Raw genomic sequence first — 229 nt, 5'->3', positions numbered from 1 at the left:
CGGTGCAGAGGTCGTCGACGAGTCGGGCGCGGCGTTCTTCGATGGTGAAGGGGGTGCTGGTGGTGGTGGTCTGGGCGGTGCCGGGGATGTCGTGCCAGACGGTGGTGCCGTCGACGCGGTAGCGGCCGGTCCAGGTGGTGGTCAGGGTGATGGTGACGGTGGCGAGGTTCTCGTAGCGGTGGAAGGTGTCGTGGTCGGGGTAGGGGTTGCCGGGGCTGGTGGTGGCCAG

1 pseudogene is annotated in these 229 nt (G+C 69.4%); it reads right to left on the bottom strand.

Annotation, left to right across the window (positions count from 1 at the left end):
* Nucleotides 1-229 (bottom strand): annotated as a pseudogene (locus CBZ_RS21600) (hypothetical protein); the annotation flags it as partial.

Origin of the sequence: Cellulomonas biazotea (assembly GCF_004306155.1) — a bacterium.
Classification (GTDB): domain Bacteria; phylum Actinomycetota; class Actinomycetes; order Actinomycetales; family Cellulomonadaceae; genus Cellulomonas; species Cellulomonas biazotea.
This window is presented reverse-complemented; position numbering and strand designations above follow the sequence as displayed.